The organism is Cellvibrio sp. UBA7671 (genome assembly GCA_002483145.1).
GTDB classification, from domain to species: domain Bacteria; phylum Pseudomonadota; class Gammaproteobacteria; order Pseudomonadales; family Cellvibrionaceae; genus Cellvibrio; species Cellvibrio fibrivorans.
In genome coordinates this window covers 334,408-358,111 of sequence record DLHJ01000012.1, presented here as the reverse complement: position 1 = coordinate 358,111, position 23,704 = coordinate 334,408, and the positions used below count along the sequence as shown (strand labels likewise).

Genomic DNA, 23,704 nt, shown 5'->3' with positions numbered 1-23,704 from the left:
TGCGCTATTCGCGACCATAAACCGACTCCTCCAGTGTCACATGCGCAACCTTTCGGGTTTCTACCTTTACCACATAGTTCAGGGTATCGCCGCCGACATTAACCACCAATCTCACCGCTTGAGGTAAAGGTGACTCCTCGCTTTGCTCAATCGGCCACAGCGTTTGCCATTTATTATTGTCATTGAGGTACTCAAATGTTCCAATCGCCTGCGACCAGCGCTGCACAACAAAATTCGTATCTGCCTCTACATATGACAGCGTTAATTCACCAGCCGTATTTTGTAACTCCCAGCGGATCAATGTTTTGACACCTTGCTGCCCTAGGAGCGGACGAAAACTATAAGTGGAAAGCGCTGCCGCGTCGCCCTCCAATGCGCGGTCTTTGGGTCGCTTGGCAACCTGGGCTTGCAAACTACGGGTAAACCATTGATACGCAAAAACCTGTTCATAAGCCGAGTTCTGAGATTTGACCACCCGCTGGTAAACGCCAAGCGTGTAACCAAACCCCTGCACAATAAGAGTAACTACCAGGGCGACAATAATCATCACCACTAACATCTCAATAAGAGTGAATGCTCGTTGTCGATGTATTGACTTAGAAAACAGGCGCATCGTCATCCTCTGCTTGTGATTTTCGCGCCTTATACCAACTCACTTGCCGAAACTCGTAAGCCCCTACAGATCGCTCATCCTTGATTAGCTCAAGACTGATCTCAAAAAGGGCAAGGTCATACAAACTGATTACACCGCGAGGTGTACGCCCCGGCTTCCATGGCTCGACTAAGCTCGCTCGCCAATGCACGTCGTAACCGGAGACATCAAAAACACCTTCCGCTTCGTTACGCAAATCCACTAACTTCAACCGCTCTACCGCTGAATCCACCACAAACTCAGACTCCGCCACAGCCGCAAGGCGGTTAAGAGAGATAAGGTTGGTGTTGATCCAGCTATAAATACCCATGGCTGCGGCAGAGAAAATCACCAGTGCGACCATGGCCTCGACCAGGGTGAAGCCGGATATGCGGGCAAAGTGGGAACGAGGAAGATCCATCAGAGTGGTCTCGGTTCACAATAGGGTGGCAGTAATTCCAACTGCCTGGTTACGCCATCCAACTCAAAACTCAGCTGGCCGCCAAGACAGACGCCGTTAGCTTGGTAGACGATAGGTTGATCGATGCGGATATTTAGATCATTCGTCAAACTCAATATTTTAGGTGCTGATTCTTGGGTGAGGGCGAGGGTTTGCTGGCGCGTGTAGGCTTTGAGACTGAGGGTGGAAAGGGATTGGATCAGCTCCTCCTGCTTGGATTTATCCTGAAACCGCTCGTAAATTGCAGGCAAGCGCGGCAGCACCAGCGCGCTGGTGAGCCCGAGAATCATCAGTACCACCAATAATTCAATCAGGGTAAAACCGGCGCGCGGGTTCATGAGTGCCTCGCAACAGAACTTATTTGGTCGCCAGACCTATGTCGGCATCCAAACCTTCACCGCCGGGCTTGGTGTCGGCACCCAGTGAATAAAGGGTGAAATCCTGCATACCATTGGGTTCACGGCGATATTGATACGCGGTGCCCCATGGATCCAGCGGGAGCTCTTCATCCAGATAGGGGCCTTTCCAGTTTTGCTGGGCGCGGGCGCTGTCGGGAGAACGGATAATCGCCCCCAAACCTTCTTGCGTGCTTGGGTATTCCCCCATATCCAAGCGGTAGGTTTGCAGCGCTGACTTAAGCAGCTTGATCTGGGTTTCCACGGTTTTAGTCTTGGCGCTATCGACCTTGCCAAACATTTTTGGGCCGACGAGGCCGGCAAGCAGGCCGAGGATCACTAGCACCACCAGCAGCTCGATCATGGTGAAGCCTTTTTGTTTTAATACTGAAGCTGTACGCATCCTATTCCTCTGTAACAAGTGAGTTAAACATTAAATCGCAACGTCGTTGACGCTGGTAATAGCCTGGATAAGGCCCAAAATAATCACCCCCACAGCGATACCAATAAAGACAATGGCGAGGGGCTCGATCATTAACAACAATCGCTTCATGCGGTTTTTGCCTGAATTCTCGTAGATTTTCGCCACTGCCTGCAGCATTTCCGCCAAGCGTCCGGTTTTTTCACCGGCACGGATCAGGTTGTACGCGGTGGCATTGAGGATCTGGTTGTCTTGCAGCGCCTTGGACAAGGTTCCGCCCGACTGAACCGCGTTGAGCGCTGACAAAAGGGCTTTGCTGCGGCGCGTATTTTTAACGCTGGAGCGTGCCAGATCCAAGGCTTTGGTTAGCTCGATATGGCTGGCGAGCATGGCTGCCATCACCGATGACCAGCGCGCGATATCCGATTCCGCCAACCAGCGGCCAAAAATCGGAAAACCGGCGAGTTTATCGAGCAGCGCCTGACGCACAATAGGTTTGGCAAATTGCATCGCCGCCATCACCGCTAACACCATTACCAGCGCCGCGACCCAGTAAAAGTTTTCGTTTAACCAGAGACCAGTAGACAGCACTGCCGTCGCAAGCATCGGCAGCTCCTGTTTTCCATCCATCAAATTGGCAAACTTTGGGACTACAAAAATAAAAATAAGTGCCACAGCGCTCAGGCCGGAGAGCACCAGAATCGCCGGGTAAATCAGTGCATTGCGCAGTTCGTTGACGACCGAGAGATCGTACTCCATCTGCTCCACTCCGCGACGCATGGTCGCACCCAATTGGCCGGAGGCCTCGCCCGCTTCCACTAACTGGATAAAGTAGGCGGGTAATTTCAGGTCGGCGGCGCGCAGCGCATTGCCAAAACTGGAACCGCGCTGCAATTGTTCGGACGCGGATTTATAAAAACGGCGCAACTGGGGATGTGAATCGGCTTCATGCAGAGATTGCAGCGCCTCAGCAATCGACACACCGGACTCCAACATAGTGGTCAATTCAAACAGCGAAATAGTAATGTCTTCGCGGCTGAGCTTTTTTCGCAGACCGGCCTGATCTTCCTCGCGCGGGGTGACTGTGAGCGGTTGCAGGTTTTTCTCGCGAATCAGGCGCGCGGCTTCGCGCTCGTCGCTGGCGTCTATTACCCCGACGATCACGGCTTGGTTTTGATCAAGTGCCTTGTAGCTAAATTGCACTGGTCGCTTCCTTATTCCGCATCAATATTGGTGGCGCGCATCACTTCTTCCACTGTGGTCAGACCTTTGGCTGCTTTGATCAGGCCATCCTGATACATCGACCTGTGCCCCTGACGGCGTGCTAACTTGCGCATTTCGGTCACTGGGGTATTGGCGATAATCATGTCGTGAAGTTCAGTGGAGATAGGCACGATTTCGTAAACGCCCATCCTGCCCGAATAACCGGTGTTGTTACACAGCGCGCAGCCAACTGCATCAACCCATTTCGGCTCAAAGTCCTTGCCAAGAAAGTTGCGCCCGAGTTTGGCGAATTCGACGCTAATGGATTCAGGTACATGAGCAGGTTTGGCGCAGTGTTTACAGACTTTGCGCACCAGGCGCTGAGCCTGTACTGCCTTAATCGGTGCAGCGACCAGAAATGGCTCTACGCCCATATCAATCAAACGGGTAAAGGCGGAGAGCGAATCATTGGTGTGCAGGGTGGATAACACCAAGTGGCCGGTCAACGCTGACTGGATGGCAATCTGCGCGGTTTCCACATCGCGGATCTCGCCCACCATGATCACATCCGGATCTTGCCGCAAAAACGCACGCAAGGCTTTGGCAAAGGTGTAGCCAATTTCAGCGTGCGCTTGGACTTGGGTGATGCCGGGCAATTGGTATTCGACCGGATCTTCCACCGTGAGAATTTTGCGCGTGCCGTCAGTGGCTTCTTGCAGTGCCGCATAGAGGGTGGTGGATTTACCAGAGCCGGTCGGGCCGGTCACCAGCACTATGCCATTGGATTCCTGCATCAGGGCGCGGACCAGATCCATATGATCCTGCTCCAACCCGAGGGTTTGCAGGGATAATTCTTTGCGATCTTTAGGCAACAGACGCATCACAATAGATTCGCCGTGCACACCCGGCAGGGTCGAGACACGCACATCCATTTCGCGGCCATTGACGCGCGTGGTGATACGGCCATCCTGGGGCAGGCGACGCTCGGCGATATCAATTTCAGAAATAAGTTTTACCCGCGAGGCAACTGCAGGATAGCGGTCGATCGGCTGCTCCAAATGGGTTTGCAGCACACCGTCCACACGCAAGCGCACGCGGAAGACTTCCACTTGCGGGTCGAGGTGGATATCCGAGGCGTTAAAGGCAACGGCTTTGGAAAAGATGTTGTTGACCAGCTCGACGACCGGTGCCTCTTCCGCCATCTCGCGCAGGCCTTTAGTCTCGCTTCCCTCGGCGAAAAAACGCTCGGCAGTGAGCTCTTTGCGCAGGTAGTCGATGATGATATCGAGGCTGTGACCGGAGACTAAACAGGGTTTGATTTCATGCTCGGGATAATGGTAACTGATCACATCGCGCACAAAGGGCGAGAGTGGATCGCGTCCGGTGTATTGCAGCACTTGCTCGGCCGGGCTCCAGATAAGCACACGGTTGTCGATACACCAGTTGATATCGAGCAACGAGTGTTTGATGAATGTGAACAGGGCGCTGGCATCGGGCATGTCTTTGCCGGCTTGCACCACCGGCATTTCCAACTGCTGCGCAAGCACCTCCAGCAGCGACTCTTCGGATATCGACCCCATGCGCACCAGGCCTGCACCTATACGGCCACCAACCGACTGCTGCAATTGCAGCGCCTTTTTGATGTCGTCCGGCTGCACCAGCCCGCGCTCGATGAGCATTTCCCCGATCAGTTTATTCACGCGTTCACTTCACTCTTCTGTTGCGACTCTTATACGGCAATCATTGCGCTTCTTGCAGGCGCGCAGAGACCGCGCAGCGGCTTGGCATACTACTGCAAAACGCGACACTTGCCCATGCAGCGCTAATGCACACTCGCTACTGATCGGCTATGCTCGCTCACCGTTTAATTGCGCCGCAGGTTCGTTTGTGACTCCCGCTATCTCCACTATTATTGTCAATTACAACGCCGGCGCCGGATTGGTGAGCTGCATCCAATCGGTTATCAACCAAGTCAGCGAAGTCATTCTGGTAGACAACGCCTCGCACGATAACAGCGTCGCCCTGGCTGAAACCCAATTCGCGGGCGATGGGCGCCTGCGTGTTATCCGTAACGACACCAATCTCGGTTTTGCCGCTGCCTGCAATATAGGCGCGCGCGCGGCGCACTATCCCTACTGGTTTTTTCTCAACCCCGATTGCATTTGTGCTGATGCCAGTGTGGCCGAGTTATATCGTGTACTCACCGCTAACCCTAAAGCCGGCATGGTCGGTGGATTGCTGCTCAACCTCGATGGCAGTGAGCAGGCGGGTGGGCGCCGTTTGACACCCACACCTGGCCGCACCCTGGTCAGCGCTCTTGGTTTGCGACACTTCGCCAAACGTTGGCCCGAATTACTGGTAGATTTTAATTTGCACCAACAACCACTGCCCGATACCCCCATCCGTGTGGAAGCCATCTCCGGCGCTTGCATGCTGGTCAAACCGGCAGCGGTGACAGAGGTCGGCCTCTGGGACGATGAATACTTCTTACACTGTGAAGATCTCGATTGGTGTATGCGTTTTGTCCGCGCCGGTTGGGACATCTTATTTGTACCCTCCGCCCCCATCACTCATGCGCAGGGTGTGTGCAGCAAATCCCGCCCACTGTTTGTGGAATGGCATAAACACAAAGGCATGACGCGCTTTTACCGCAAATTCTTCCGCACATCCTATTCGCTGCCGTTACTCTGGTTGGTAATTATGGCTATCTGGAGCAGATTTGGACTTATCGCCACCGCCAACGTGCTCCGGCGTCTCATCCAGCGCAACTAACTCGTGGATAAATATGGAAATACTCCAGATTTGACCAATACTTAGGGGCAGCTTTCGCCAGTGCAGATGATGCCCCCCTATGAATGACAAGAGTTTCAACTCCATATTGTTGCTGGCAATTTTAGCAACCCTTATAGCTGTTTTCGGACAGCAGTATTTCCCCAAAAAACGCCTGCTGGCGTGGCCTAACGCCAACTTCATCTCCTATTTTTATTCATCCAATCAGGCTGATGGGACCCCAGCAGCCTATTGGTTGCAACAGGAGCAAAATCTATGGCGCTGTGTTTATCCTGAAGATGACAAAAGTGAATACTTTGCATGCAGTTTTAATTTTTTGTTTGGCACATTGGAGAAAGCTGGTACTGCGGATTTATCTGGGTTCACGCACATTAATCTGAAGCTTAATTACAAGGGTAGCGCCACCAAGTTGCGGATGTACATCCGTAATTTCAACCCGGCGTATTCCAAGCCGGATGATTCAAACAGTACTAAATTCCATGCCGTAACCCTGCACACCAAAGATTTAAACCAGGAAATTCAACTTAATCTGGATGAGTTTTTTGTTGCTGACTGGTGGCTCGGGCAATACGACATTCCGCGCAGCTTATCGCGCCCGGAATTTACCCAAAGTGTCTCGGTGGGGATCGATTTTTTAGAAGGCCTGCAACCAGGTATTCACGATGTGCAGATCGAAAAAATTGAGTTTGTGGGCGAGTGGATCAGTGCGGAGCGTTGGTATTTAATTATTCTTGCCATCTGGATGCTGGGGATTTTTACTTACGCCATCACTAAATTAATCCAATTGCGCCAACAAACCAAACACGATGTACAAATCATTAATGAACTGAGCAGCGACAACCAACAACTCAAATTGGAGACTGATAAATTCCGTCGTTTGTCCACAGTTGATCCCCTTACCCAGGCCTACAATCGCTTTGGTATCGATCAAATTGTTGCTACGCTAATGATTTTTAACAAAGAAAAAGATGAACATAAAAACGCACCGGATTTTGCGCTGATGATTATCGATATAGATCACTTCAAGCGCATCAACGACCGGCGCGGCCACGACGCCGGTGATCGCGTGCTGCAAAATATTTCGGCGATTATTAGCAAGGGCATACGCGCGCAGGATTTTCTCGGGCGCTGGGGCGGTGAAGAGTTCATCGTCATTATGCCCAGCACACGCAAAGAATTTGCGATTGCATTGGCGGAAAAAATTCGCCTGATGATTTACGACACCATTTTTGAACCAGATAACCCACTGTCAGTGACAGCCAGTTTTGGAGTGAGCGACAAACTGGATGAAGAAGATTTTGCCACTACCTTTAAACGCGCCGACAAAGCGCTTTATGAAGCCAAAGCCCAGGGAAGAAATTGCTGCGTAACTGCGGATGATAATATGACTTTATAGGTTTATTGCTTTGCGTCAGTCCCATATCCAGCTCGTCACTCGCGCGGCCGGACGTCCAGTTTTTTAATTTTGCATTTCCGCTTAGCACCTAATAAAAAACCCGCCGCAGCGGGTTTTTTATTGCTTGTTTAAGGTCGCAACATTACAACTTATCAAACGCATCCGTTAACAGACAATCGAAGCGACGCGCATCGTATTCCACTACACGCGCAACATCGTGCGGTTGGATAATATTTTTTTCTGCTGCATCTTTGGCCAGCGCTTCCGTCGTTGCACCGGAAATTTTGCCGCTGTTTTTTGCCTTTAGGAAAGCGTGCCAGACAGGCCCCAGAGACAACAGCAGTTGATAAGTGCTTTCCACACGACCCATTGCATCTTGCGGGTCGTGACTTACATAGAGATATTGGCCGAGCATTAGCCGCACAGGATTTTCTTCCATAATCAAATCACCCAATTCGCGGATCAAATTGTCATTGGGTTTGTTGACGATTTTTCCGTATGGCATCGCAATAAAACGAACGATCTTCGCCAGCCATTTCAGCGGGAAGTTATCGGAAAAATCGCGCAGTGCTTCCTGTGCAATAAACAGCGAGCGAGTTAATGCATACTCGGCGTGGGCGTCTTCTGCGCGAGTACGCGCGTGGGCTGAGTGGAATTTCAAAATTGAGCTGGCAATAAACAATTGGCTATGCACATCACCCAAACGCGCCGACAATAATTCACGGCGTTTTAGATTTCCACCCAACACACCCAAGGCGATATCAGACATTGAAGCGAGCGCCGCGCTCAATAAGTTGATACGTTGATACCAGCGCTTGCTGAAATCATCAGCATTGGCAGGCACGCTGCTCATGCGACCACCGAGGAAACCGAGCAATTTTGTGCGTAGCATATTGTTGCAAATGTGGCCGAGATGACTGGTAAACAACTTGTCAAATTTTTTCAGGCCTTCATTGCCATCTTCCAACTGCATGGCGAGCATTTCTTCAAACAGGAAAGGATGGCAACGCATAGCGCCCTGACCAAAAATCATCAGCGAGCGAGTTAAAATATTGGCACCTTCGACCGTGATCGCCACCGGCACTGAATGATAGGAAGCTACGAGGAAGTTGCGTGGACCTTTTTGAATTGCGCGGCCACCGACGATGTCCATCGAATGCTCAACTGATTTACGCATCATTTCCGTTGCGTGGTATTTCGCCATAGCAGTCATTACTGCGGGCGCACCGGTTTCCAAACCTTTGGTGACAAATTGACGCATGGCTTCGAGCGCATAACCGCTCGCGGCGATATCAGCCGAGGCCTCTTGAACGCCTTCAAACTTGCCCACTTCCATATTGAATTGGCGACGGATGCGCGCATAAGCACCCACCATGCGGTAGTTCATTTCACCGCTGGCGGTTGAGAGTGCAGGCAGGGAAACACCGCGACCGGCGCCGAGGCATTCGATCAACATGCGCCAGCCTTTACCAGCCATAGCGGCACCACCAATAATCCAATCGGCGGGGATAAAGACATCGGTACCAAAAATCGGCCCGTTCATAAACGGTGAGCCGGGGTTATGGCGTTTACCGATTTCAACACCCGGGTGATTAGCCGGGATCAGCGCACAGGTAATCCCGTATTCTTTTTTGTTAGGGTCGCCGAGCAGGCCTTCGGGGTCATACACCTTGAATGCCAAACCGACCACCGTTGCAACTGGCGCGAGAGTGATCCAGCGCTTGCTGAAGGTCAGCTTCAAGCCGATGACTTCATGACCGTCATGCATACCTTTACAGACGATACCGGTATCGGGAATCGAGCCTGCATCGGAACCCGCTTCCGGGCCAGTCAAACCAAAACAGGGGATTTCAGTACCGTTTGCCAAACCCGGCAACCAGCGTTGGCGCTGTTCTTCGGTACCGTATTTGACCAGCAATTCACCTGGGCCGAGGGAGTTGGGCACCATTGCGGTCACTGCCGCAGTGCCGGAGCGGCTGGCGATTTTGCTCATAATGCGGCTTTGTGCGTAGGGGCTGAAATCGCGCCCGCCGTATTCTTTGGGGATGATCAGGCCAAAAAAGTTTTTATCTTTGAGGTACTGCCAGGCCTCTGGCGGCAGGTCTTTAAGATCGTTCTGGATTTTCCACTCATCGAGCAGTGAGCAGAGTTCACTCACTTCGTTATCAATAAATGACTGCTCTTCCGCCGTGAGTTGCGGCAAGCTGATTTGCGCAAATTCATTCCAATCCGGACGGCCGCTAAACAGCTCTTTTTCCCACCAGGTAGTACCGGCTTCCAGCGCGTCGCGCTCGGTAGCGCTGATCGGCGGCATGGATTTTTTCAGCATCGCGAACACAGGTTTGGTGAGGATTGCGCGGCGCACACTGCCCACATTCAACACCACCAAGACCAGCGCTAGAGGCACAACCAGCCAGGGCGATAACATCGCCGGGGTAACTGCGCCCAATACCAGCCAGGCAATAATCACTATGGATGAGGCGGCGGCGAGCGCCACTTGGCGATAGGTTAACAGGGCGACCAACACCCATATCGCCAGCAGAGAGAGCAGTAACATCATTTTTTGACCCCTGAAAGGTTTTGTTTTTGTGAGTTTCCGTTGAGAACTCTACCCTTAACCTTAGCTCAATACCGTTAAGTTGGTGAGATTTCCTGCGTCCTATTGGTTCTGATTCAGCCTTTTATGCACCACAAAGATTCATTTAATCCTCAATGGTTAAACGGCAACCAAACAGCGCCGCCTCCAACTCATCTGTTGCCATTACATCGTCGTTTATTAATTCAATACGGCTATCGAGCAGCTCTGGCTCACCATCCTGCTCGCCGCCTAACATAAGCGGCTTGACGCTGAGTACGCCGTTTTCCGCATTGAACATATACACCCCCTGATCCGTATTCATCACCGCTTTGGCGCGCACCAGATTCAGGCCGGTCATCCAGCCGAAGATCTGGTTGAAATCAAATTGGATTGCCGGTTGAAACAGCCAGCCGCAGGAGTAGTAACCCTGCCCCTGATTTTCGCGGCGCAGATAATCCTGCCCGTCCGGCAATTGAATCGCAGCATTGTAAAGTTCGCGCTGGGGATTGAGACGGTTGCGCTGGGCGCTGTGATGCTCCGGATTATTCAGAACGTGTGTGCGGCGCGGATAATCCAGCCAGCCCAATTCCAATTGGCCCTGCTGCACGGCAAAGGCCGCGTGTTTAGGCGGGCTAAATCCCGCAACCAGATCATCAAAATTGGCGCGATCAACCGGTGAACACAAATCGGCTTTATTGGCGACTAACACATCGGCCACTGCGATTTGGTCTTTGAAATTGGCGTTGTCCGCGTAGCGGCTCTCAGCCAATTTGCGCGGGTCAACCAGCGTGATAGTCGCGCGCAAATCCAGCACCGTATCGTAGTATTCGCCAGTCAGTGTGTTGATGATTTCTTCGGGATGACCGAGGCCAGTGGGCTCGATAATAATGCGGTCCGGTCTGGTTTTGGCGATCAACATATTGAGCGCGATTTTCATCGGCAACCCCGCTACACAGCAGATACAACCGCCCGGCACTTCGCGCACGTGAGCGTTGGTATTTTTTAGCAGCGCGCCATCGATACCTATCTCACCAAATTCATTCACTAGTACCGACCAAACTTCATCGACAGGTTTGCTATTGAGGAGGTGGGTTATGGCAGTGGTTTTCCCCACACCTAAAAAGCCGGTAATGATATTAGTGAGGATAAGTTTGCGCCCGGCAGGGGCGTCGGACGCGGAAATATTGTCAGTCATGATCAGGCTGGCCTTGGTCAACAGAGTGCGGGCATTTTACACAGCTGTTGCGCGCGACCAACCAGGATCTTTAGCGAGTCATACTAATATCCTGCACATTCACTTTGCCTGCACCTCCGCCGCTGGATACCGGCGCCGCCCCATCAGTTGCCACCGCTTGCGGTTGAATAGTCACACTGGAACCTGGTTCAGTCACCACCAAGCTGAATAATTGCGGTGAGCTTTTATCCAATTGCTGGGTAATAATCATGGGTTTATGTTGACGTTTTCCGGTCGCCAGTCCACTCGCCGCATCGCGCGGGCTTTTGATTGAATGGCTCAAGGCAGTGCTCGAAATTACCGCTGCACCATTTTTATCGCACACCTGTACTTGATAAGTACCTGCTGCCAACCCCGTTACCGTACAGGTACCACCAGGGCAATGCACAATTTTTGATTCACCTTTTATATCGTTCAATTTTATATGCATATCAGATGCGGCAACCGCAGCCAATGGTGCAAAAGCGCTCAACAAAAAGCTGCCAACAATTATACGAATGTGCTTATTCATGATGATCTCCTCGGGTGATGAGTGCTGTCGCGGGACTGCAAACCTGGAGCAGCGGTAAGTAGCAATCAGTAGTGCTGGCCACAAAACTTAACAGTCCTGAGGCTTGTTTTCAGGCTACGCCAACCCCATGAATTCAATCTGAATAGACAACGTGAAAAAGTCACAGAGGAAGCAGGAATGAATACAACCAATTTATTAAACCAGTTGTTGAAAGCAGGCACGGATTTACTGCAAAACAAGGGCGGTACGCAGCAATCTGGCAGCTGGCCGCAATCAAACAACACGCAACAACCTGCGAACAATTCTCCACTCGGCAGTTTGGCCGGGTTGCTATCCGGGAAAGGCGGCGCTGCACTCGCCGGCGGCGCATTGGGTTTATTACTCGGCAGCAAGCAGGGCCGCAAAATGGGTGGCGCTGTGCTGACCTACGGTGGCTTGGCTGCACTCGGCGCCATCGCCTACAAAGCCTACGGTAATTGGCAAGCGCAAAATCACGCAACCACCGCCGCCGGCCCGCAGACCATTGATCGCATTCCGCCTGCGCAAGCCGAACAGCATAGCCGTGCAATCCTTATTGCACTGATTGCTGCCGCCAAAGCCGATGGTCATGTGGATGACCGCGAGCGCCAGTTAATAGATGGTGAAATTGGTAAGCTCACGCAGGATCACGAACTGATTACTTGGGTTGATCAGGAGTTGAAGAAACCGCTCGACCCAAGTGCGATTGCTGCAGTTGCCACTACTCCAGAGATGGCCGCGGAGATGTATCTGGCGAGTATTTTGGTGGTGGATGAAGAAAATTTTATGGAGCGCGCCTACTTGCAGGAACTGGCAAAACAAATGCGTTTGGCGCCTGAATTGCAAACTGAATTATCCACTCAGGCGAAACAAGCGATCCAGCTGTGTAACTAAATATTCCCGTTGTAAATGCTTAAAAAAATCGGCAATCGCTTCACGGCGATTGCCGATTTTTTATTTGTGGGTTGGACATGACGCTTGGCGAGATACTTGCTTAATTCACGAAGCTATCCGGTTCAGCGTACTTAGCCAAAAAAATTCCTCCGGGTTGGCCACCAACGCAAATCGCCGCACTCTGATGCATATAGCGCCATGATGCTGCACAGAAATCCACAAGGAGTAACCGTCATGAAACGCTTGGAATTACTTGATTACGGAAGGTTTATTGCCGCACTGTGTGTACTGGGCTATCACTACCTGTTCAATGGCATAAACAATGGCAAAGTCTCCTCTATCACACATATTCCCGCCATTATCGATATAGCAAAGTACGGCTATCTGGGTGTTGAATTTTTCTTCATGATCAGCGGCTATGTGATCTTTTTCTCTGCCAACCGCAAATCTGCCGGTGATTTTCTTACCTCACGCGCGGTGCGTTTGTTTCCCGCTTTTTGGGTCGCGGTATTGTTTACCAGCGCCATCGCATTTTTTATTGGCGGCGCGATGATGTCAGTCACCGCACCGCAGGTTGTCACCAACTTAACCATGTTTCCTAACGTCTTCGGCTATGCCTTTGTGGATGGTGTTTATTGGACATTGCAATATGAATGGAAATTTTATTTCGCAGTCTTTGCTGTCCTCGCTCTTGGCCTGCAGGAACAGCTGCGCTTTATTTTTATGCTGTGGCCAGTGGGAATGGTGCTTGCCAAAATTACCGGTCTGACCGCCCTCCCCTATATGGGTGATTATTACTGCTATTTTGCAGCAGGCTGCCTATTTGCCATGCTCAAGGAGCAGAAGAGCTGGCCAACAATGGGGTCACTGCTGCTCTGCGGGTATCTATGTATTTCTTTTACGCTCGAAAAAGCCCTGGTACTGGAAACCACTAAAAATGTGGACTACTCGCTAACTGTCATTGCCACCGTGATTGTCAGTTTTTTTGCATTATTTACATTTATCAACTCTGTCAGAGGGGCATCGCTCAAATTGCCAGGCTCGCGTCTGGCGGGCGGATTGACCTACCCGGTCTATCTGATTCATGCGCATTTTGGCTACATGGTGCTCAATCATTTTGCGACTGAACAAAATAAAATACTGGTCTACCTGCTGTGCTTGGCAAGCGTATTAGCCACTGCCTACCTGATCCATATTTTTGCCGAGAAAAAGCCAGCCTCCTACTGGGAACATTTGTTTTCGCGCACACTGGGCACTGCAGGCAATGCAGTGCAAATACGTGCATCGGCAGCAGCGGGTAGCTTATATCGCTACGCACTCGCGAAAATTCGTTAACCCCTGGAACGCCCCCCAATCAGGTGGCGAGCATGCTTATGCTTGTCACCTTAAGTAACATTTTGTAACCGTTTACAATTTTTTTACGCCGTAAACAAATGCTAACAAAAACTATCACCTTGCCTATAAAAAGATCGCTCCGCGCTAATACCGGCCTAAAAAAACTATTTTAATCATATAGATATAGTCATATTCCAGTTAAAACTCTTCTTTACTTGACGTATAAATAATCTTTTTTTGATTGATAAAAAAACAATCCCAGTGTTTTAAGTGTCATAAATTGTTTGAAAATGTAAACGATTACATCTAGGATTCCGCCATCTCATGGGATGGCAAGGGCATAACACCAACGCGCCGCTGTTCTACCTGAGTACCTGCCAACCCCAAAAATGCAGGGATCTACATCACATAGACCACCACATAAAAAGTCAAAACTAGAGGACGCACACATGAACAGTTCTGCAAGTTTTAATCGGAAATTGCTTTCCACCATGATCGCCGCCTGCATTGCCACCGGTGCTTATGCGCAGGGCGATTCTGTTGAGGAAGTTATCGTTACCGGCGTGCGCGGCGCGCAGGAAAAAGCCATCGATGTAAAACGCAATTCAGCGCAAATCGTCGATTCAGTGGCCGCTGAAGATATCGGCAAATTGCCCGACACCACCATCGCCGACTCCTTGCAGCGGATCACCGGTATTCAGATCCAGCGCAGCGGTGGCCAAGGCAGTGTGGTAAGCGTGCGCGGTATGGGCCAGGTGTTGAGCACCATGAACGGAGAATATTTCTTAACGCCCGCGAGCATGACCACTAACGGCGTGAACTTTACCGATGTACCGGCGAGCCTGGTATCAGGCCTGAACGTATCCAAGTCGCAATCAGCAGCGCAGTTGGAAGGCGGTATCGGCGGCAGCATCGATGTGTTGACCCGCCGCTCATTGGAACTGGATGAAGGTCTCAGCGGTTCAGTGCGGTTGCAAGGCAGTAGCGGGAGCATCACCGAAACCACTGATCCGGAATTAAGTGGATTGGTCGGCTGGAACTTTGAAGATACGGCAGCGATGTCGCTGGCGTTTTCTTACGGCGAATCTACCCTCGCAGAAAACCAGGGCCGTCTGCGCGCTGACCGCGTTGCTGAAGGCTGGGGTTGCAGCAGCAGCTGTGCTGATCTCGATGGCAACGGCAATACCAATGGCGATTTTATCAACCCCATGAGCTGGAACAGCCCGGAATTTTCCGCGCGCGAAATTGAGCGCGAGCGTTTGGGGTTGGCCTACAATTTTAATTTGGCCGTGAGCGATGCACTCGAATTAAATGCAGATATTTTTTACACCTCGATGGATGAAAAAGCGGCAGGCCAATTTATTTATTTGGGCAACCAAATTGGCGGCCGCGCCGGCTTCCATGAATACACCTTGGTCACTGGCAAACCGGCGATCGTAAATCCCGGCGATGGCACACTCGGCGGCCAGCCTTTCTACGCTACCGATATGAACATGATGGTGTCTGGTTTCCGCGCCGGTGTACTGGGTGATTACCGCGAAAGTTCTGCACTCAATTCCAATGTGGAATTGAAATACGACAATGGCGATGCCTTCACCGGTAGCGCGCGTTGGGTATCGGGTAACGCTGATAACGACAACAACAATCTCACGCTCGCACAAGTCAGCAATGCGATGATGGTCAAGCGCTCACCGACAACTGATCCCGTCAATATTAATCCAGGTGCAATTGACGATGGGTTGATTTATCCCATGCACGTAAAAGTAAACAGCGGTAGTGTGTTGGCGGAACTTGATCCGGCGATGATTACCAAACTGGCCAATCCTGAAGCCTGGTATTTACACTCAGGTTGGATTGAAAGTACTTACGCTGAATCTGATTTTGATGTATTGCGTTTTGATGGCAATTATAAATTTGCCGATGAAGGTCTGACTTCGGTTGATTTCGGCTACCGCTTTGCTGACCGCAGCACTACCTTCAACAACATGTCGTTTTTCTCACCTTCCGGTGTAATAAAAGATGGCGTTGAATTATTAAATAAATATCATGAAGTGGGTTATGCCACTGGCCAAGCGGGTAGCACAGGTACAGCGGCAGGTTTGACTTATGATCCACTACCAGTGGTCGAAATTACTGATGCAAAACTCAACGGCTACATTGGTAACGTCAGCAATTTTGGTGATGCACTGAAAGGTTTTAACGTTAACATTCCGATGATCGATACGCGCAAAATTGATGACCCGATTGCGTTTAACGATATGATTTACGGCAAAGGCCAACGCATCGTTAACCCGGATCGCTCCTACGCAATTACCGATAGCAAACAAAGTTTCCACTTCCAGGCTAACTTCGATAAAGCGCTGAATGATACTTTCACCGTTAGTGGTAACACCGGCGTGCGCTACGTAAAAACCGATTTGACCGTAACGCAAAATATTACCGACCCGAAAAAACTCAATCCATTAATCCTGGCCGGCACCGATCCAAACCACACCACCTACATGGATCTGGGCGATAAAATTACCAACATTACTTACAATGATTTCCTGCCCAGTTTGAACCTGAACCTCGGCATCGCAGATGATTTTAAAGTGAAGTTGGCGTTTGATAAGCGCATGACATTGCAAGATCTTGATCGTTTGGGACAAGGCTCAATCACCTATCTGAGTTCAGAAGAAACCGTAGTTGATCCAGTGACCGGTGAATCCGTTAAAGAGCCGTTCCAACGCGTAAGCTCGCGTCAAAACAACGGTAACCCTTATCTGAAGCCCTGGTCGGCCAACGTATTTAATATCGCCGGTGAATGGTATCCAAGTGAAAACGCGATTGTGTCAATCGGCTATTTCAACATTGATGTGAAAAGCTTCACTTACACCAAAGTTGAAAAAAATCCGACACTGGCAGATAGCGATGGCGTAGTGCGTCGCGGCGGTGAAGAACAAACCGTATCGAATGGCTCAGGTGGAACCGTAAAAGGTTGGGAATTTTCTTACCAACAAAGTTTTGATTTCCTGCCGGGCATGTTGGCTAATACCGGTATGACCTTTAACTATACCTATTCACCCACCAAGAGCCCTTCGAGCGAATTGTTACCGAATGGCGACGTAGCACCGTTCAACAATACCGCAGAAGACCAAGCGAACCTGGTGCTCTGGTATCAAGACGACAAATTTGAAGCGCGTGTTGCCGCCAACTATCTGGGCGATCAATACCAAGGCAAAACCTCTGGCTGGATGTGGAACCCAACCAATAAAGACAAAGGTATGCCACGCTACTTAAAAGAAACCTTGTTTGTTGATGTGACCACCGCCTACAACCTCTCGGAAGATTTGCAAATCACTCTGGCGGTAAATAACTTAACGGAAGAAGACAACATCACTTACACCCAATGGGAAGATTTTGTTGATTCTTACAATATATTTGAGCGTCGTATTACCGCCGGTGTTAACTACAAGTTTTAATTGAAGCTACACTCGCCGTAAAGAGAAAGGAGCAGATGCAAATCTGCTCCTTTTTTTGCTAAATGAATAAACCGATTTTTATAAAAATTTTCCAGGTACAGCTATGACGGATTCGCGCATTCGCTCAATTGTGATTCTCGGTGGCGGCACTGCCGGCTGGATGGCTGCGGCAGCACTGGCCAATCGCTTTAAACAGGGCGTTACAAAAATTACCCTGGTAGAATCTGCAGATATAGGTATTATCGGCGTTGGCGAAGCGACCGTTCCCTATATCAAAGAATTCCTGCAAGACCTGAATATCAATGAAGTCGATTTTATGCGCGCGACCAACGCGACCTATAAACTCGGCATCGACTTTGATGGTTGGTATAAACCCAACGAAAAATTTATCCACCCTTTTGCCGGTTACGGCGCGCGAATCGCACGCATACCCTTTCATCATTACTGGGCCAAAATGCGCCAGCAAAATAAAGCACAAGAGTTAGATGCCTACTGTCTTGCGGTACAAATGGCGCGGCACAATAAATTTGCCCTACCTAAAGCAAACAACGATGTTGAATTATCCAGCTTTAACTATGCGTTTCATTTTGATGCGGGATTGTTTGCGAACTACCTGAGTGGTATAGCACAACAGCTCGGGGTTAAACGAATCCAGGCCAATGTCCAACACGTCAATCAACATCCTGATACCGGATTTATCCAATCACTTGAATTGGATAACGGCGAAATAATTGAAGGAGAATTTTTTATCGACTGTTCAGGATTTAAAGGATTACTTATTGAGCAGACATTAAAAACCGGTTACGAAACCTGGAATCAATGGCTGCGCTGTGATCGCGCAGTGGCTATGCCCTGCGCGAGCAAATTCGCTCCAGCATCTGCTACCCGCTCACTGGCGATGGAAGCCGGTTGGCAGTGGCGTATTCCGCTGCAACATCGCGTAGGCAATGGCTATGTGTACTGCAGTGATTTTATTTCCGATGAGCTTGCTGCTGAAAAACTGCTTACAAATCTGGAAGGCGATGCGCTAGCCGAACCAAAATTTATTCGGTTTACGACTGGTATGCGCAAACAGGCATGGAATAAAAATGTCTTTTGCTTAGGTCTAGCCAGTGGTTTTATGGAACCACTCGAATCCACCAGTATTTATTTAATCCAATCGAGCTTGACGTTACTGCTTAATCATTTCCCCAATAACCAATACAACCAACAGCTCGTCAATACGGTGAATAACAATCTGCGTATTCGCCAGGAAAAGTTGCGCGATTTCTTGATCCTGCACTACTACGCCAACCAGCGTCACAGTCAAGCCTTTTGGGATGAATGTCGCACCATGGCGATTCCCGACACGCTCAGCGCACGTATCGAACACTTCAAGCAAACCTGCCAACCACAAATTGACGACATGGATTTCTTTAGCACCAACAGTTGGCTGGCAATGTTTTCCGGCTTTAATATCCAACCAAACTACTATCACCCAGTGGTCGATGATTTTGATGAGCAATTAGTCGAAAAGGAATTAAAGGCGATAGCGGCGAGCATCTCCAATACGGTTAAAGATCTACCCGACCATCTGGCGTTTATTCAACGCAATATCACCGCAGCGCAATAGTTAATTCCAATCAATCCCTGCCGCCGCCCCATCCCTGCGGGCGGCAAGATCGTATATGATGTCTAATAGAAAACGTGCAACAACAATCATCACAAAAATAAGCACGGACCAGTAACTACAACAGCATAACGACAGCAATAAAAACAGCAGGAAATTTCACGCATGTCGCATCAACCGATTAAAAAAATTGTTATTGTCGGTGGTGGTACCGCCGGTTGGATGGCCGCCGCCAGCTTATCGCGCTTTGGCGCAGGCAAAGCGATGAGCATTACCCTGGTTGAATCCACGGTGATTGGCACTGTTGGTGTGGGCGAGGCAACCATACCGAGCATAGTGCATTACAACCATACTATCGGTCTCGATGAGCTGGAATTTATCCGCGCGACGCGCGCCAGTTTCAAACTGGGTATTCAATTTGAAAATTGGCATAAACAGGGCACAAGCTTTTTCCATCCCTTTGCGGATTACGGAGTTAACTTTAACGGTATAGAATTTCAGCACTATTTTTATCGTCTGAAAAAAAATCATCCCGCCGAAAACTTGCATGACTATTCAATTGCCTGCCAATTAGCTAAACATAATCACTTTGCCCAACCACGGGAAACGCCTAATAACCCTCTGGCAGATTACTCTTATGCCTACCACTTTGATGCAACGCTTTACGCCAAGGTGCTGCGCGAATTAGCGATTGGTCGTGGGGTAATTCATATCGATGAAAAAGTGGAGTCTGTTCACCAGCGTGAGCCGGATGGGTTTATCGAATCACTGCTGCTCGCCAATGGAGAAATAATAGAAGGCGATTTATTTATTGATTGTACCGGTTTCAAAGGAATGCTGATCGAAGAGACATTAAAAACCGGCTACGAAAATTGGCAAGACTGGTTACTGTGTGATGCGGCAGTTGCCGTGCAATGTGAAAATACCCAAGAGCCAACACCTTACACTCGCGTAACGGCACTCGATGCTGGTTGGATGTGGCAAATTCCGCTGCAACATCGCATGGGTAATGGCTATGTATTTAGCAGTCGCTTTCTGAGTAAAGAATCCGCTACTGAAACCCTGCTTGAAAAAATTACCGGCAAACCGCTTACCACTCCAAAGCCGTTTTCGTTCCAAGCAGGGCGCCGCAAAAAAGTCTGGAATAAAAATTGTTATGCCTTGGGACTTGCGTCAGGATTTTTAGAGCCGCTGGAGAGCACCAGTATTTCACTGATCCAAACCGGCATTACCCACTTACTGACCTTTTTCCCGGATATGTCATTTGATCAGGCGATGATTAACGAAGTGAATCGCCGCCATCAACATGAAATGGAACGCATCCGCGATTTTATTATCCTGCATTACAAACTCACCCAACGCGATGACACTGAATTTTGGCGTTACTGCCAAGCCATGGAAGTTCCACCTAGTCTGCAACACAAAATGGATTTATATAAAAGCAGTGGCCATATATTACAGCACGAACCCGAAGCCTTTGAGAAATCGAGCTGGTTAAGTATTTATCACGGTTTTGGCCTTGTGCCCACACGCACTGACAATCGCATCGATCATGTCAGTGATGGGGACATCGCTAACCAACTCACCAAAATAAAAAATGTGCTGGATCAGGCCGGCAGGAATGCAATGAGTCACGGAGAATTTATCCGGAAGCATTGTGTAGCACCGGATTTTGAACAGTAACGCAGTAATGCGTTACTTATTTAACCGCGCAATGGTGTTTAATGAACTCACCATGTGTCGGTAAACGCATAGTCGCCTCACGAATAGCCTTGGCGCCTTGATTCAACGAGAGCGCCAATTTTGCGCCATCCAATGCGTCCACTAACGGATGATATTTTTGCGGCCGGATATTCATACCCTCTAAAATCGAATACCAACTTGACGCACCAAACAAATCTTCTTCATTCACCAACAATTGGCCGCGCTGACGGAACATCGCAAGTTTTTCTGTGAGTGATTTTGGTATCTCCATAGTTTTACAGCGACGCCAAAAATCCGTGTCATCGCGCAAGGTAGTGCAATAGTGCAGAATAATAAAATCACGCACCTCCAAATAATCTTTATCCATACGTGCATTAAATTGCTGCTCCAACAAGGGATCAAAATCCTTATCGGGAAACTGGCGAATAAAATTAACCAGACCTTTATAGACGAGATGAATCGCCGTGGACTCTAATGGCTCTAAAAATCCCGATGCCAAGCCCAGGGCCAAACAGTTCTTGTGCCAGATTTTTTTGCGTTTACCAGTAACAAACGGAATGATGCGCGGCTCGTTTACTAATTTGCCTTCCACTGCGTTAAGTAACGTTTGTGTTGCTTCATCATCAGAACAGTAGTCACTCGCAAAGACATAACCATTGCCGGTGCGATGCTGCAACGGAATTCGCCAAGTCCAACCAGCAGCGCGCGCACAGGCGACGGTATAAGGGGCAGGCTCACCCGCATTTTCGGTTTGCACTGCAACTGCGCGATCGCACGGTAAATAGTTCGACCAATCCTCATAACCTACGTTAAGTGTTTCTTCGATTAGCAGCCCTTTAAAACCGGTGCAATCGATAAAAAAATCGGCTGCAACTTTTTGTCCCTCTGCCAAAGTAATCGATTCAATGTATTCACACTGATCTAGCGCAACAGAATCGACAGTAGATTCAATTCGCAACACACCATTGAGCTGGGCAATTTTTCGCAAATAGCGCGCAGCCATCACTGCATCTAAATGTAATGCATAGCCATAATTAGCAAGCGGAGTATTTTGTAGCTGGGCCTCCACCATAAACCGATGTTGCTCAGCCATAATTGCAGCGGGCGAATGATCCATTAGTCGGCTTGTACTACCTTGCGCCAGCGTTTTTAGCCAGAGCTGATAAAAATCATGCCCATCCAGCGAACGCCCTATTTTTCCGAAGGGGTGTAAAAATGCATGATCTTTTTGGTACCAATTTTCAAAACGGATACCTAATTTAAAGGTACCAGCGGTTGCTTCAATAAACTCTTTGGGATTTATTTTTGCACTGGATAGAAATGCCATAAATGAGGGAACAGTCGCTTCACCTACACCGATGGTGGCGATATCCGGTGACTCCACCAGCGTAATTTTAATCGCAGTACCTTTATAAATATTGGATAACAATGCTGCCGCCATCCAACCAGCGGTACCGCCGCCGACAATACACAGCGATTGAATTGGGTTTGGCGTCACTTGCATAAACTCATTACCTTAAGCCGGTTGCACTTTGCAGTGCTCATTAATAAATTCCTGGTGCGTTGGCAAACCGGCAACCGCATCGGCAATGGATTTACGCATAGCCGCTAAACTCTCGCGCAAATAATCGGTATTCAAACGATCTACATTTTGGTTGTACATTTTAGGATAAACGCCAAAACCGCTGTAAATGGCCAGCCAGGAATCCGGGTGAAAAATTTCCCAAGGGAAATGTAATAGATCGCCGCGCTCTTGATAGGCATTTATTTTTTGTTGCAGTGAGTCCGGTACGGGCATATTACGGCAATGCTGCCAGAATTCCGTATCCGTGCGCTGGTTGGCCTTGTAATGCAGGATAATAAAATCGCGGATACGCTCCCATTCAGCCGCCGTCACTTGATTAAAATAATCCACTCGCTCCTCGTTAAAATAAGGTATCGGAAAAGAGCCACAAATTTTTTCAATCCCGGTTTCAATTAGCGCAATGCTGGTACTTTCCAAGGGTTCCAAAAATCCTGCGGCCAAACCAATCGCAATACAGTTTTTATTCCAGGCTTGCGCACGCCGTCCTGCAGTAAACGAAAACTTACGCGGTTGATGTAAAACCTTGCCATCAATATGTTGCAACAAAGTATCTTGCGCTTGCTCATCACTTATCTGTTGGCTGGAATACACATAGCCATTCCCCTGCCTATGCTGCAATGGAATTTTCCATTGCCATCCTGCACTGTGCGCAGTGGAAACGGTACGCGCCGTTGGCTCACCCACCAATTCCGACTGCACTGCCAATGCGCGGTCGCACAGCAGCCATTGGCTCCAATCAACATATCCGGTTTTCAATGCACCTGAAATTAATAGCCCATTAAAACCGGTGCAATCGATAAATAAATCACCCGCAATTTTTTGTTGGTTATCGAGCGAGAGCGATTCAATAAATCCGTTATCGGAATTGAGCCTAATGGATTCTATTTTTGCATCTATATGCGCAACACCTTGTGCAAGAGCGTAATCGCGCATTAATTTTGCAAACAAGCCCGCATCAAAATGCAAGGCCCAATCAAATACAGAAAGCGGCGATGAAGGTTTCTCTGCCGGAAAGGTAAATCTGTTCGCACGTGCCAGAGCTATGCCGAGTGAATATTCTTCCAGTTTACTCTGCTCACCCAACTGCTGGAGCTTAAGCCAGTAGTGATGAAAGCGAATGCCGTTAGCCTCGTGACCAAACAAACCAAATGGATGGATGAAAGATGTATTGGACTGATGCCAATTTTTAAATTCAATACCGAGTTTTATAGTGGCGCTGGTTTTGCGCATTACATCCATATCGGTCATGCCAAGCGCTTGATAAAAACGACGCAGGGTTGGAATAGTTGCTTCACCCACACCGACAGTGCCGATCGCAGTCGATTCGACTACAGTAATTTTTATATCGGTTTTTGCAAAATGTTGGCTCAATTTTGCCGCGGCCATCCACCCGGCAGTACCACCGCCCGCAATGATGATTGATTTGACTTGATGGTTTTCGATCACGAGACGCTCCACAACAACATTCTACTGTTGATA

The 23,704-nt window shown here is 49.3% G+C and carries 18 protein-coding genes; 7 read left to right on the top strand and 11 right to left on the bottom strand.

The window, feature by feature from the left end; translation table 11 throughout:
- Positions 1-4: 4 nt before the first annotated feature.
- From B4E62_RS09905 to B4E62_RS09880, 6 genes are read right to left on the bottom strand one after another with little or no spacing between them, the layout of a single operon-like run.
- Positions 5-613, bottom strand: coding sequence for a prepilin-type N-terminal cleavage/methylation domain-containing protein (locus B4E62_RS09905; protein ID WP_331351938.1), 609 nt, complete (start codon positions 611-613; stop codon positions 5-7).
- Entirely contained in the window at positions 597-1,052 is a 456-nt protein-coding gene (locus tag B4E62_RS09900; protein ID WP_331351937.1) for a PulJ/GspJ family protein, read from the bottom strand. Before B4E62_RS09900 ends, B4E62_RS09905 begins: the two co-directional genes overlap by 17 nt.
- The gene (locus B4E62_RS09895) at positions 1,052-1,429 is read right to left on the bottom strand and encodes a type II secretion system protein (protein ID WP_331351936.1); all 378 of its coding nucleotides are present in this window, start codon (positions 1,427-1,429) and stop codon (positions 1,052-1,054) included. The genes B4E62_RS09900 and B4E62_RS09895 overlap by 1 nt, the downstream gene beginning before the upstream one ends.
- A 19-nt stretch (positions 1,430-1,448) precedes the next feature.
- Positions 1,449-1,889, bottom strand: a complete 441-nt coding sequence (gspG, locus tag B4E62_RS09890; protein WP_331351935.1) for a type II secretion system major pseudopilin GspG — start codon at positions 1,887-1,889, stop codon at positions 1,449-1,451.
- A 30-nt stretch (positions 1,890-1,919) separates the two neighbouring features.
- Positions 1,920-3,110: a type II secretion system F family protein gene (locus B4E62_RS09885; RefSeq protein WP_331351934.1), complete on the bottom strand. Its 1,191-nt coding sequence runs from the start codon at positions 3,108-3,110 to the stop codon at positions 1,920-1,922.
- An 11-nt stretch (positions 3,111-3,121) separates the two neighbouring features.
- Complete coding sequence (locus B4E62_RS09880; RefSeq protein WP_331351933.1) at positions 3,122-4,810, bottom strand: type II/IV secretion system protein; 1,689 nt, start codon at positions 4,808-4,810, stop codon at positions 3,122-3,124.
- A 187-nt stretch (positions 4,811-4,997) separates the two neighbouring features.
- Here B4E62_RS09880 and B4E62_RS09875 point away from each other — a divergent pair, with 187 nt between their 5' ends.
- Positions 4,998-5,882 (top strand): glycosyltransferase family 2 protein, encoded by an 885-nt coding sequence (locus B4E62_RS09875; protein WP_331351932.1) that lies wholly within the window; start codon positions 4,998-5,000, stop codon positions 5,880-5,882.
- Positions 5,883-5,961: 79 nt separating this feature from the next.
- Complete coding sequence (locus B4E62_RS09870; RefSeq protein ID WP_331351931.1) at positions 5,962-7,296, top strand: GGDEF domain-containing protein; 1,335 nt, start codon at positions 5,962-5,964, stop codon at positions 7,294-7,296.
- Positions 7,297-7,438: 142 nt separating this feature from the next.
- On the opposite strand, the gene B4E62_RS09865 is transcribed toward B4E62_RS09870, so the two are convergent.
- The 3 genes from B4E62_RS09865 to B4E62_RS09855 form a co-directional block, all read right to left on the bottom strand.
- Positions 7,439-9,856, bottom strand: coding sequence for an acyl-CoA dehydrogenase (locus tag B4E62_RS09865; RefSeq protein ID WP_310068693.1), 2,418 nt, complete (start codon positions 9,854-9,856; stop codon positions 7,439-7,441).
- 142 nt (positions 9,857-9,998) lie between these two features.
- A complete protein-coding gene (locus B4E62_RS09860; RefSeq protein WP_331351930.1) occupies positions 9,999-11,069 on the bottom strand; it encodes a GTP-binding protein in 1,071 nt (356 codons plus the stop codon).
- Positions 11,070-11,139: 70 nt separating this feature from the next.
- On the bottom strand, positions 11,140-11,619 hold the full coding sequence (locus tag B4E62_RS09855; RefSeq protein ID WP_310068697.1) for a type VI secretion system tube protein Hcp: 480 nt from the start codon (positions 11,617-11,619) through the stop codon (positions 11,140-11,142).
- A gap of 177 nt (positions 11,620-11,796) precedes the next feature.
- On the opposite strand from B4E62_RS09855, the gene B4E62_RS09850 reads away from it, so the two are divergent.
- From B4E62_RS09850 to B4E62_RS09830, 5 genes are all read left to right on the top strand, one after another.
- A complete protein-coding gene (locus tag B4E62_RS09850; protein WP_310068700.1) occupies positions 11,797-12,531 on the top strand; it encodes a tellurite resistance TerB family protein in 735 nt (244 codons plus the stop codon).
- 234 nt (positions 12,532-12,765) lie between these two features.
- Complete coding sequence (locus tag B4E62_RS09845) at positions 12,766-13,866, top strand: acyltransferase (RefSeq protein ID WP_310068704.1); 1,101 nt, start codon at positions 12,766-12,768, stop codon at positions 13,864-13,866.
- Positions 13,867-14,315: 449 nt separating this feature from the next.
- Positions 14,316-17,327, top strand: coding sequence for a TonB-dependent receptor (locus B4E62_RS09840; protein WP_331351929.1), 3,012 nt, complete (start codon positions 14,316-14,318; stop codon positions 17,325-17,327).
- A 103-nt stretch (positions 17,328-17,430) separates the two neighbouring features.
- Positions 17,431-18,939, top strand: coding sequence for a tryptophan halogenase family protein (locus B4E62_RS09835; RefSeq protein WP_331351928.1), 1,509 nt, complete (start codon positions 17,431-17,433; stop codon positions 18,937-18,939).
- Between the two features lie 162 nt (positions 18,940-19,101).
- Positions 19,102-20,619 (top strand): tryptophan halogenase family protein, encoded by a 1,518-nt coding sequence (locus B4E62_RS09830; protein WP_331351927.1) that lies wholly within the window; start codon positions 19,102-19,104, stop codon positions 20,617-20,619.
- Between the two features lie 16 nt (positions 20,620-20,635).
- Here the strand turns inward: B4E62_RS09830 and B4E62_RS09825 are convergent, their stop codons facing one another.
- A complete protein-coding gene (locus B4E62_RS09825; RefSeq protein ID WP_331351926.1) occupies positions 20,636-22,144 on the bottom strand; it encodes a tryptophan halogenase family protein in 1,509 nt (502 codons plus the stop codon).
- 12 nt (positions 22,145-22,156) lie between these two features.
- Entirely contained in the window at positions 22,157-23,671 is a 1,515-nt protein-coding gene (locus B4E62_RS09820; RefSeq protein ID WP_331351925.1) for a tryptophan halogenase family protein, read from the bottom strand.
- Positions 23,672-23,704 lie beyond the last annotated feature (33 nt).

Coding starts and splice junctions, on each gene's coding strand:
- B4E62_RS09905 (WP_331351938.1), bottom strand. CDS start 613: ATGCGCCTGTTTTCTAAGTCAATACATCGACAACGAGCATTCACTCTT.
- B4E62_RS09900 (WP_331351937.1), bottom strand. CDS start 1,052: ATGGATCTTCCTCGTTCCCACTTTGCCCGCATATCCGGCTTCACCCTG.
- B4E62_RS09895 (WP_331351936.1), bottom strand. CDS start 1,429: ATGAACCCGCGCGCCGGTTTTACCCTGATTGAATTATTGGTGGTACTG.
- gspG (WP_331351935.1), bottom strand. CDS start 1,889: ATGCGTACAGCTTCAGTATTAAAACAAAAAGGCTTCACCATGATCGAG.
- B4E62_RS09870 (WP_331351931.1), top strand. CDS start 5,962: ATGAATGACAAGAGTTTCAACTCCATATTGTTGCTGGCAATTTTAGCA.
- B4E62_RS09865 (WP_310068693.1), bottom strand. CDS start 9,856: ATGATGTTACTGCTCTCTCTGCTGGCGATATGGGTGTTGGTCGCCCTG.
- B4E62_RS09860 (WP_331351930.1), bottom strand. CDS start 11,069: ATGACTGACAATATTTCCGCGTCCGACGCCCCTGCCGGGCGCAAACTT.
- B4E62_RS09855 (WP_310068697.1), bottom strand. CDS start 11,619: ATGAATAAGCACATTCGTATAATTGTTGGCAGCTTTTTGTTGAGCGCT.
- B4E62_RS09850 (WP_310068700.1), top strand. CDS start 11,797: ATGAATACAACCAATTTATTAAACCAGTTGTTGAAAGCAGGCACGGAT.
- B4E62_RS09845 (WP_310068704.1), top strand. CDS start 12,766: ATGAAACGCTTGGAATTACTTGATTACGGAAGGTTTATTGCCGCACTG.
- B4E62_RS09840 (WP_331351929.1), top strand. CDS start 14,316: ATGAACAGTTCTGCAAGTTTTAATCGGAAATTGCTTTCCACCATGATC.
- B4E62_RS09835 (WP_331351928.1), top strand. CDS start 17,431: ATGACGGATTCGCGCATTCGCTCAATTGTGATTCTCGGTGGCGGCACT.
- B4E62_RS09830 (WP_331351927.1), top strand. CDS start 19,102: ATGTCGCATCAACCGATTAAAAAAATTGTTATTGTCGGTGGTGGTACC.
- B4E62_RS09825 (WP_331351926.1), bottom strand. CDS start 22,144: ATGCAAGTGACGCCAAACCCAATTCAATCGCTGTGTATTGTCGGCGGC.